Genomic DNA, 11,619 nt, shown 5'->3' on the forward strand with positions numbered 1-11,619 from the left:
ATCTGATACGTGTCAGCGAGCCGTCGGAACTTACGCTCATACAGATCACCGGCAACATCACCCCCGACGACATCCGCAAAATGACATCCGCAAAATGACATCTTAAATATATGGATGTGATTTATCAGTTATGGAACAGAGACATAATAGAGTATTCAGGCTTTTGGGAACAGCCTTGCAATCCGAATTTAACCCACCGGATTCGAGGTATTTAGACAACAGGCCAGACTAAGCGGCTTTAAAACTGAATCAGATAGCCATCCATCAGATGAGCGTATTGGAAAGCGGCGACAACGATAGAAAATTGCTGAAATAATTGTGAAGCATTCTGAGAGGCAAAGCATCTGTACATGACTGAAAATCAAAATAAAAGTATTAACTTTGTGTATGGAAACAGTTGTCCGTATTCATAACGAATCAGAATATAATGAAATATTGCAACAAGCTGTTGCAGTAATTGAAACCGCGAGAGGTAATGCCGCCCGTGCCATTGTCAGCACCTCCAATGAAATGCACTGGCGCATTGGCCAGCTACTATATGAGCGTAAACTCGACAGCAAACACGGAGACAATGTAGTCAAGCGGTTGTCTGCTGACCTCAAATCATCATATCCGAAGATGGGAATGTCAGTGCGCAACTTATTTAACATGAAGCGGTTTTATGTGAGATTTCATGATGCAAATCCAAAAGTGCAACAGGCTGTTGCACTTTTACCGTGGGGTCATATAAACTATCTCATGTCTAAGTTCGATGATAACGATGAAGCGATAGAATACTACACCTGCAAGTATCAGGAAAAGGGCTGGAGCCGAGATTTGCTTATCAACGCTGTTAAGTTGGAGATGCATAAGCATCAGCCGGAAGCCAACGTGTCTAATAATTTCGCAGTCGCTCTCCCGGAGGCTCAGGCAGCATACGCCAACGAGGTTTTCAAAGATTCCTATTGCATGGGATTTCTTGGCGTGACTGAGCCGCTTCTTGAACTGGAGCTTGAACGGAGGTTGGTTGAGAAAGTAAAGCAGTTCCTACTTGAACTCGGTCAGGGATTTACATACATCGGCAATCAGCACGTTCTGTCCTATAACGGCAAGGATTATAAAGTGGATATGCTTTTCTTTCATCGCGGACTTAGGTCGCTCGTTGCCGTCGATTTGAAAATCTCTGAGTTTATGCCCGAATATGTCAGCAAGATGAACCTCTATCTCTCGTTGCTTGACAGACTTGAACGTGGCAAAGACGAAAATCCCTCAATCGGCATTATTTTATGCGCTGAGAAAGACAACGTCGAAGTCGAGCTTGCTCTTGAAGGCTTCACAAAGCCCATCGGCGTGGCCGAATACAGACTTATAGTTCCTCAAAAAGAACTGAAACAACTAATCACCGACGAAATAAAGACCTTCAACAAAGAAGTTGCCGATAAATCAGCAGATCGCTGTCAGTTGCACCGCATCCGAGAGACTGAAAATACCACAGGTGCTTCCGAATGTTAGGGTATTTAATAAAAATCTTCGCTCCGCGCTGATTTTTATACCCTAATGGGACATTTTTGTCACGTCTAATATAGAAAAGCACGATAAAAACGACCGGTTCACCTCACAAGAGATGAACCGGTAATTTTTTCGTGAATCGGCCTCAATGAAAGAAGCCGGACAGAAAAGAGATGCCGGACGTGACGGCTGACAGATTACTTTCCTGAGATAGAGTCAGAAACTGTCAGACGAGCGCGGCCTTTGGCGCGACGACGAGCGAGGACCTTGCGTCCGTCGGGGGTAGACATGCGGGCACGGAAACCATGCTTGTTAACTCTCTTTCTGTTAGAAGGTTGAAATGTTCTTTTCATTGCCGTATATTTTTATTTTTCGTTATTCTGCATTTTGAGGTGCAAATTTAAGAAAAATCATTGATACGGTCAAACAAATTTCACATTTTATAACACTTTTCTTTGCCTGCGCTCCCCTGTCGAGCACTTTTCCCCTCATGCGTCCTGAAAGCTGCCTCAGGCGGTTTCCTTTCTGATCTCCTCACACCAGGCCTTGATCCGGCCCTCGGTCTGCTCAGGATGGTTGACATTGTCAATACAAAGCCCGACAATCATCCCCTTGACATCGCTTTTTGAAAAGTTGTAACGGTAGGCGTCATTGTTGAACGGCGCGATAAACATGGCTTTCGTGTCGTGGAGACGATGATATATCTCCCCTACCGAATTGCAGAAAGTGTCGGCCATCGACTCATCGCCGCAACCGAAAATCGCCACCTCCTTTCCTTCGAGATCAAGAGCCTGGAGGCCGTCGAGAAACACCGCCATATCCTCCTGAAGATCTCCTGCGCCCCATGTGCTTGCGCCGAGAATCAGGACATCATAATCTGCCACATCCGAGGGGGCAGACTGCGCAACATCATGCACATCCTGAGGGTTTACGCCAAGTTCACCGGCAATTACCTCAGCCACTTCGAGGGTCGAACCGGTGGTGGTTCCGTAAAATATACCAATCTTTTTCATCATAATATTTATCTTAAGAATAATCAGGCAAAATTTGTCCATAAAACAGACATTAAAGTCTACGAAATATAAACATAAGTTATGCAAATTCTGTTCGCCGCCGTCTCCCCGATTTGCGTTTTTGTCTAAAAATCATTAATTTTGCCTCCTGATACCATCAAAACTTAACGGGCAGTGGCATCATGAGGCGGAATCCTGTGAAAGGCCCTCTTCCTCTAAAGTCCTGTCCATGCGTTTCGGAACCAGTTCAACTACTCAATAACCATAATATCAGAAAACTTATCAATTTTTTACTTTAACCTGTTAGCATGAAAAAAAGTTTTTTATCGTGCATGGCGCTGTTGATGTCGCTCGGAATGTCGGCCCAGCAGTCCAAATACTCCCATACGGTCCAGGCCGAAAAGCTTGATCGCGGAGTAGTAGCCGTGAAGGCTGACAAAGGCGTCTTCGTATCGTGGCGCTCGCTGGTCAGCGACTCAAAGGATCTGCTGTTCGACGTCTATCGTGACGGCACAAAGATCAACACCACCCCTCTCAAAGTAACCAACTTCACTGACGCCGCCGGCACTCCCGGTGCAAAGTATCAGGTCAAAGCCGTCCTCAACGGCACCGACATCGAGACCTCAAAAGAAGCAACCGCATGGTCTGACAACTTCCTTCGCGTCCATCTCGACCGTCCGGAAGGCGGCACATCGCCTGCCGGAGGTAAAGAAGAGCAGCGCAACTACACCTACACGCCCGATGACGTTTCCGTAGGCGACGTAGACGGTGACGGAGAGTGGGAACTGATCGTGAAATGGTTCCCGACCAACCAGGCCGACAACAGTTACCGCCGTTATACAGGCAAAACCTACCTTGACTGCTACAAACTCGACGGCACCAAACTCTGGCGCATCGACCTCGGCCAGAACATCCGCTCAGGCAATCACTACACCCAGTTCATGGTCTATGACTTCGACGGCGACGGCAAAGCAGAGCTGATCTGCAAGACAGCACCCGGCACCATCGACGGACAGGGCAAGGCCGTGCTCCTCGGTGACGCAAAAGTAACCGATGACTACCGCACCAAGAGCGGCGATAACTCAGGAGTTGTGCTCAGCGGTCCGGAATATCTAACCGTGTTCAACGGCCAGACCGGCGCAGAGATCCACACCATCAACTACAATCCTCCGCGCAACATCCGCACCAACAGCCAGTGGGGCGACAGCTATGGCAACCGCTGCGAACGCTATCTCGCAGGCGTGGCCTACCTTGACGGCAAGACCCCCTCGGCCATATTCTGCCGCGGCTATTACACCGCAGCCTATGTATGGGCCGTGAACTTCGACGGTCAGAAACTGACCGAGAAATGGTTCCACAAATCAGAAACAAAAGGTAAAGAACTCTATGGCGAAGGCGCTCACTCGCTGACCATCGGCGACTGTGACGGCGACGGCTTCGACGAAATCGTCTACGGAGCAGCAATTCTGGACCACGACGGCGTCAAGGTATTGCGCACAGGTGCAGGTCACGGCGATGCTCTCCACCTCGCCGACATGGACCCCGACCGCGAAGGACTTGAAATCTTCATGGTACACGAAGAGAAATCATCATCTTATAAATGGGATTCAGAATTCCGTGATGCCCGTACCGGTGAGATCATCTGGGGCACACCTCAGACCGGAAATGATATCGGTCGCGGTCTCGCAGCGAACATCTCATCCAAATTCCGCGGCTATGAAGTATGGCCCGGCTCATGGTTTGATACTTCGACAGGCACCGGTGACAAAGCGACTCGCAAGAACAAGACATTCACCTGCACAGGCGAGATCGCTATCGACGGCAAAGTTCCCTCGTCAAACTTCCGCATCTATTGGGACGGCGATCTGCTCGACGAGCTTTTCGACGGCAAATACAACTCCGGTCAAGGAAAATCCTATCCGATCATCGAGAAACGCAGCGAAAACCTCAACGGGACAGCTGCAAGCTGGGCCTTCTCCGGCTACTCAAACGCAGGCTCCGCCAACGGAACCAAAGCCACTCCCAATCTTCAGGCAGACCTTTTCGGCGACTGGCGCGAGGAAATCATTCTCCACGATCAGGAAACCGAATCCGATCTGCTCATCTTCTCGACCACCATTCCGACCGACTACCGCGTCAACACTCTGATGCAGGACCGTCAGTATCGCGTGGCCATAGCATGGCAGAACTGCGCCTACAACCAGCCTCCTCACCTCAGCTACAACCTTGAGGAAGCCTTCAACACCGCGGGTGCAATCACCGTCAACGGCGGCGCGCTCAACCAGGTGATCTATCTTGGCGATGAAATCCAGACTATCGGCTTCACCGTGATCCGCGCCACAGGCGTAAAAATCGAAGGCCTCCCCGAAGGCATGACCTACAGCTTCGACCCCGCCACCCTCACCGGCACAATCTCAGGCACACCCAAGGCTGAAGGCGAATTCACATTCACCATCACCACCACCGGTGCCGAGGAAGACCAGAACGCCACAATGACCGGAACCATCAAGGTGCGCAAAAACACCTCGATCGAACTCGTAGCCTATTATCCCTTTGAAACCGTAGGCGAAACCACCCCCAACGCCCTCTTCGGCGAAAAGGCGACCGCCAACGGCAGCAACGGCGAAGCTCTCGCAGGCAAACGCGGCAACGCACTGAGCCTCAACGGAACCAACCGCTATGTACAGGAAAGCTATGAGAACATCGACTTCGGCGACAAATCGTTCACCATCGAACTTTGGATGAACTCCACTGCCACCGACAAGAACTGCTATCTGCTCAACAAGGGTGTCATCTCGCCCGACCTCGGATCAGGCAACTGGTACGGCATCGAATACAAGGACAACAAAGGCGTGAAAGAACTCCGCTTCGCCGTTGACGACAACGTTGTCAAGAAGCAGATCGAATACAAAGGCGCTGAAAAATACTTCGACGGCCAGTGGCACCACATCGTAGCTACCCGCGACGCCGTAGGCAAGCTGCTCATGCTCTATGTTGACGGTGAACTCGTGGCTTCAGGCGATGACCCCACTCTGGAAATCAGCTGTCCTGACGAACCCCTCGTGATCGGCGACGTAACCGCATTTGACAACACCTACAACGGTATGCTCGACGAACTCTCGATCTATCGCGGCGTAATGAGCGCAAGCAAGGTCAAGGAACACTACGAATCACAGGCTGCCGACTATATCCTCTACTTCCCGATGGACGAAATCGGCAACACCACCCCCAACCTCGCGTTCGGCGAAGCAACCGCCACAGCAGGCCTCGCTTCAGTCCAGGGCGTGAAAGCCGGCGCTGTTGAATTTGACAACTCCGAATACTTCACCCAGCCCATCTATGACGCAATCAAGGTAGGCGAAAGCGATTTCACCGCCGAACTCTGGATCAAGTCAACCGATGAAGACGGCTATCTCTTCTGCATCGGCACACACAACACCACCAATGTTGAAGGCGGCACAGGCAACTGGATCGGCCTCGAACGCAAGAACGGCTACCTGAGCTTCACCATTGACGACAACGTGACCAAGACCGACTGTAAAGCAGATGACGCAAGCGCGGCATTCGACGGCAACTGGCACCACATCGCCTGTGTGCGCAACTTCGCAGCAAAGACCATGACCCTCTACATCGACGGCAAGGAAGTGGCCACCGCAAACGGAGTGAAGACCAATGGCATCAACTTCTCAGACAGCGAACTCATCTTCATCGGAGGTGACGACGAACTGACCGCCGGAAACGAACACCGCACCTTCGGCGGAGCAATTGATGAATTTGTCGTATATCCCAAGGCCCTCTCGGCTGAGCAGGTTGAAGAACACTATCAGCTCCTTCGTCTCTCTGAGATCGAAGACATCATCGCCAACGGTGACAACGCACGCTACACAGTGGTCAACGCTTTCAACGGCATGATCATCCGCACCGCCGTAGGCGCTGACCGCGAGGATATCCTCGATTCGCTCGAACGCGGAGTCTACATCCTTGTCATCGAAGACGGCAAGTCGATGCAGTCGTTCAAGTTCGTGAAACGATAAAACCCGACACACTCCCGGATTCCCCCGAAAAAGGATCCAGGCCCGATAGACAGAATAACCGCTGTTCCCCACATCCGAGGGGACGGCGGTTATTTTTTTGTCCTCTTGGCTCGAAAAAAAGACAAAATCATTCCGGAAAAATAAAAATCGCAGCTGAAAAATCCGCGATGTTGAATTTGTAAAATAAAAATTGTAATTTTGCTATCTGTTTAGAGGCTGCTCAGATTTACGACCCGCATTCTTTGCAGCTTTGTCATTCGGAAAAAGCACACCTCAGAAAGAACTTTTCAATTTCGCAAAAGACTATGCCCACATCATATTCACCCATTGACGAACCATCCTTCACCGACACCGCATTTGATGCGGAAGAGGTGCTCAACGGCCCGGCATCGCAACCGGCACGTCCTCAGACTCCGTCGCAGCCTTACAGCAACGACACTGCCCCCACACAGGCTCAGCCTCAGGCGGCACCGGCAGCAGCTCCCGCGACCTCACAGACATCCTCGCCCGCTGAAAGCGCGGCACCGCGCCGCCGTCCGCGCGCAGGAATAGCCCGCACGCTGCAACTTGTCCGCGACTCACGCACGGTGATGTTCATCGGACTGGTGTTCACGATCCTCGCAGGCTACATGCTGATCGTCACCATATCTTATTTCGCAAATATCGGATCAGACCAGAGCGCCATGCTCAACGGAGACTTCGATCCGACAATGATACGCAATGCCGGAGGACCTTTCGGCGCATGGATAGCCCACACGCTGCTCTACAACTGGCTCGGCATCGGATCCTTCCTGCTGATCTACTATCTTGCCGTCTGCGGTCTGTCGATGCTGCGCGTCTACCGTCCGCCGTTCTGGGCGCTGACCATGCGCTGTCTGCTGACAGCCGTGGCCCTCTCGATCGTCTGCGGTCTCGTGACCTACGAATTCGCCTCGCCCGTCTACTGGGGAGGCCGCCACGGCCATCTGCTCAATGACCGCCTGATCACCCTGACCGGAATCTGGGGAGCCTTGGGAACCAGCATCATAATGGGAGGACTGGTAATCATCCTCTATCTGACAGAACTGAAACGCATCTACGGAGTGGCCTCACAGGGCATCCGCGCCTATAACGAACGTCAGGCACAGCGACGCGCCGAGCGCGAGCGCATCCGCGAGGCCGAGGAAGCCGAACGCCTGGCCCGCGAAGCAGCCGCCGAGGCTGAACGCAAAGCCGAAGAAACCCGTCAGCAGGCCGCTATGGCGGCTCAGAGAGCACAGCAGCAGGCTGAAAGCGCAGAAACGGCTCAGACTGAAAGAATGACAGCGACAGCCGCACCTGCCGCAACCGCTATCAGCATGGGAGGCCCGGTCGCCACGGCAACAGCTGCAAATGTAGTGCCCGCGACCGATGTCCGCACTGAAAACTTATTCCCTGAGCAGACAGTTGCCAATCCTGACGCAGACGTTCAGGACGAAGCGGAAGAGATGGAGGAGATCCCCGTCGCCGACTATGACGATGATGACGACGACGCCGATGACAACACAGACAATACACCTGCCGAGGAGACTCAGGACGAGACTCCGCTGAGTCCGCTCTTCACCGGAGAAGATGACGAAGACTTCAACCGTCCTCTCTTCTCCGACAGTGAGACTGACGAAGCCGAAGACACTGAAGAGGCGGAAGAACCGCTGTTCGCAACCCCGGCTCCTGCCGAAGCAGACAGCCGACAGACTCCGCCGAGCGCCGAAGCCGTGCTCGCCTCCGAGCCTTACGACCCGCGCGCCGAACTCTCCCACTTCCGCTTCCCGACAGTCGATCTCCTGCGTCCGGCCAAGGACAACGGCCCAAGCGTCGACGTACAGGAAATGGAGTTCAACAAACGCCGTCTGACGGAAACGCTGCGCACATTCGGAGTAGAGATCTCCAAGATCGAAGCCACGATAGGCCCGACCGTCACACTCTATGAGATCATTCCCGCCGAGGGAGTGCGCACCCGCTCAATCCGCAGCCTCGGTGAAGACCTCCAGCTCCAGCTCGCAGCCGAGGGAGTCCGCATCATCGCACCTATTCCCGCCAAAGGCACCATCGGCATCGAGGTCCCCAACAAAGATCCGCAGGTTGTCTCGATGCGCTCGGTTCTTGACAGCGAAATGTACCGCAACTCCAAAATGGAGCTTCCGATGGCACTCGGAAAGACCATCTCGAACGATATTTTCATGGCCGACCTTGCCAAAATGCCCCACCTGCTCGTGGCCGGTGCAACAGGTATGGGTAAATCGGTAGGCCTCAACGCCATCATCACCTCACTGCTTTACAAAAAGCACCCCTCGGAACTGAAATTCGTGCTCATCGACCCCAAGCGAGTCGAACTGAGCCTCTACCGCGAGCTTGAACGCCACTACCTCGCCTCACTGCCCGGCGAAGACGCGATCATCACCGACATGTCAAAGGTGGTGACAGTGCTCAACTCCCTCTGTATCGAGATGGACAACCGCCTCTCGCTGCTCGAACAGGCCGGTGCCCGCAACATCAAGGAATATAACGACAAATTCGTAGCGCGCAAACTCAATCCGGAGAAACACCGCTTCCTGCCCTACATCGTGCTGATCATCGACGAGTTCGCCGACCTGATCATCCGTCAGGGCAAGGAGATCGAGAATCCCGTTTCGCGTCTTGCTGCCGTGGCCCGCGCCGCAGGCATCCACCTGATCATCGCCACACAGCGCCCGACCGTCAACGTCATCACCGGCGGCATCAAGCTCAACATTCCGGGCCGTATAGCCTTCCGCGTGATCCAGGGCAACGACTCGCGCACCATCCTCGACCAGCTCGGCGCCAACCAGCTGATAGGCCGAGGCGACATGCTGTTCTCGATCAACGGCAAACTCGAACGTGTGCAGTGTGCCTTCATCGACACCCCCGAAGTCAGCGCGATCTGCGAGAACATCGGCTCTCAGGTGGGCTATCAGGCACCCTACGAACTGCCGGAATACTCCCCCGAAGGCGAGGGAGGCAACATCAGCGGAGCCAATCTCGGAGACCGCGATCCGCTGTTCGACGAATGTGCGCGTCTGGTGGTCTCGACCGACACAGCCTCGACCTCGTCGCTCCAGCGCCGCTACTCGATCGGCTACAACCGCGCCGGAAAGATAATGGACCAGATGGAAGCCGCAGGCATCGTAGGCCCCTCGCAGGGCGGCAAGCCGCGTCAGGTGCTGGTAGACCCCGTCACCCTCGAACACATCCTCGACAACCGCTGATCACTGCAAAAAGAAACAACCACCACCCGCAAAACATCATGCTCACAAAAAACATAATTCTCCTGATCCTCGCACTCTGCTGCCTGCTGCCGCTCCATGCAGCCGAATCGGCCACAGCCGTCCTCGACAAGGCAGCCGCAAAGATCAGAGCCTCAAAATCGCACTCGGCCTCCTATACCATCACGGCTGACGGACAGAGCCAGAGCGGCACCCTGACCATTTCGGGCGACCGATTCACGATTGTCTCACCGCAGATCTCCTCGTGGTACGACGGACGCACCCAGTGGACCTACTCCTCACACGTCGGCGAGGTCAACATCACCGAACCGACCCCTGAAGAATTGCAGCAGGTCAACCCCTTCGCAATCATCAATTCATTCAAGACACTCTATCGCGCATCCATGCTGAAAGCCGCTCCCGGCGAAAAGAAAATCCGACTGACCGCCACGCGGCCCGGCAGCGACATCCACAGCGTGGAACTGACCCTCAACGCCACGACCCTCTACCCTTCCCGGATCGTGCTCACCCTGAGCAACCGCCGCAGCGTCAGCATCTCGGTCAGCGCCGTCAAGGCCGGCGAGACACTTCCGCTGTCACATTTCCGCTACGATGCCGCCAAACACCCCGGCATCCCCGTGGTCGACCTGCGATAGACAAACCCCAAAGAAACATCATCTCAGACTTCAATCAGACACATTCCAACCGCTTCCCGCCGGAGCAACTGGAGTGAACAAAGCAAGAAAATATACATTATATAATAGGTATGGTTCAATAAACTGAACAGCTTAAAATCTAACCACCCAAAAAACATCAATTCAAAAAACTATGGCAGAAATCAAAACCCGTTGCCTCATCATCGGCTCAGGCCCCGCAGGCTACACCGCAGCGATCTACACCTCGCGAGCCAACATCTCGCCACTCGTAATCGAAGGTCAGCAGCCCGGCGGTCAGCTGACAATCACCACTGAAGTGGAAAACTTCCCCGGACAGCCCAACGGCATCACCGGACCGCAGCTGATGGACGACATCCGCGCACAGGCACTGAAATTCGGCGCTGACATCCGCTCAGGACTTGTGACAGAGGTCGACTTCTCCAAGCGTCCGTTCAAGGCAGTGACCAACAACGGATTGGAAATTCTTGCCGATTCAGTCATCATCTCGACCGGCGCCTCGGCCCGCTATCTCGGTCTGCCGGACGAACAGAAATATTCAGGTCTCGGAGTATCGGCCTGCGCCACCTGCGACGGTTTCTTCTACCGTAAAAAGCGTGTAGCAGTTGTGGGCGGCGGTGACACAGCCTGCGAAGAAGCCCTCTATCTGAGCAACCTCGCCGCAGAAGTGTTCCTGATTGTCCGCAAGCCTTATCTGCGTGCCTCCAAAGTGATGCAGGAACGTGTGCTCAACAAGAGCAACATCACAGTTCTGTTCAACACCAACACAACCGGTCTCTACGGCGAAGAGTATCTCGAAGGCGCACATCTGGTTGAAAATGTAGGCACTGAGAACGAAAAACACTTCGACCTGGCTGTCGACGGCTTCTTCCTCGCAATCGGCCACAACCCCAACACCGAAGTGTTCCGCCAGTACATCGACTGCGATCCTTCAGGCTATATCAAGATCGCCGGTCCGACAATGCAGACCAACATCCCCGGTGTGTTTGCCGCAGGTGACGTGGCTGACCCGATCTACCGCCAGGCCATCGTAGCTGCCGGTTCAGGCTGCAAGGCTGCGCTTGACGTAGAGCGTTTCCTCAACGAAGAAGGCCTCTAAGAGGTTGTTTAAAAACAAGAGTTAAAATCTGAGTGGTGTATCTTTTAGATAAATTATTGTAAATGAGAAAGG

General features: G+C 53.5%; 7 protein-coding genes. 5 read left to right on the plus strand and 2 right to left on the minus strand.

The annotated features are described in order from the left end of the window. Nucleotides 1-387: 387 nt before the first annotated feature. Nucleotides 388-1,491 (plus strand): PDDEXK nuclease domain-containing protein, encoded by a 1,104-nt coding sequence (locus K2H17_RS09945; RefSeq protein WP_300134294.1) that lies wholly within the window; start codon nt 388-390, stop codon nt 1,489-1,491. Nucleotides 1,492-1,685: 194 nt separating this feature from the next. On the opposite strand, the gene rpmH is transcribed toward K2H17_RS09945, so the two are convergent. Further along, nucleotides 1,686-1,841 (minus strand): 50S ribosomal protein L34, encoded by a 156-nt coding sequence (rpmH, locus tag K2H17_RS09950; protein WP_300134297.1) that lies wholly within the window; start codon nt 1,839-1,841, stop codon nt 1,686-1,688. A gap of 156 nt (nt 1,842-1,997) precedes the next feature. After that, the gene (locus K2H17_RS09955; protein WP_300134300.1) at nt 1,998-2,504 is read right to left on the minus strand and encodes a flavodoxin; all 507 of its coding nucleotides are present in this window, start codon (nt 2,502-2,504) and stop codon (nt 1,998-2,000) included. A 305-nt stretch (nt 2,505-2,809) separates the two neighbouring features. Here K2H17_RS09955 and K2H17_RS09960 point away from each other — a divergent pair, with 305 nt between their 5' ends. The 4 genes from K2H17_RS09960 (at nt 2,810) to trxB (ending at nt 11,547) form a co-directional block, all read left to right on the plus strand. Then, on the plus strand, nt 2,810-6,535 hold the full coding sequence (locus K2H17_RS09960; RefSeq protein ID WP_300134303.1) for a LamG-like jellyroll fold domain-containing protein: 3,726 nt from the start codon (nt 2,810-2,812) through the stop codon (nt 6,533-6,535). 305 nt (nt 6,536-6,840) lie between these two features. Further along, nucleotides 6,841-9,777: a DNA translocase FtsK gene (locus K2H17_RS09965; protein WP_300134306.1), complete on the plus strand. Its 2,937-nt coding sequence runs from the start codon at nt 6,841-6,843 to the stop codon at nt 9,775-9,777. A gap of 38 nt (nt 9,778-9,815) precedes the next feature. Further along, nucleotides 9,816-10,430 (plus strand): LolA-like putative outer membrane lipoprotein chaperone, encoded by a 615-nt coding sequence (locus K2H17_RS09970; RefSeq protein ID WP_300134309.1) that lies wholly within the window; start codon nt 9,816-9,818, stop codon nt 10,428-10,430. 172 nt (nt 10,431-10,602) lie between these two features. Further along, nucleotides 10,603-11,547, plus strand: a complete 945-nt coding sequence (gene trxB, locus K2H17_RS09975; protein ID WP_300134312.1) for a thioredoxin-disulfide reductase — start codon at nt 10,603-10,605, stop codon at nt 11,545-11,547. Nucleotides 11,548-11,619 lie beyond the last annotated feature (72 nt).

It is taken from the genome of Duncaniella sp. (genome assembly GCF_029054785.1).
In the GTDB taxonomy this organism is placed as follows: Bacteria; Bacteroidota; Bacteroidia; order Bacteroidales; family Muribaculaceae; genus Duncaniella.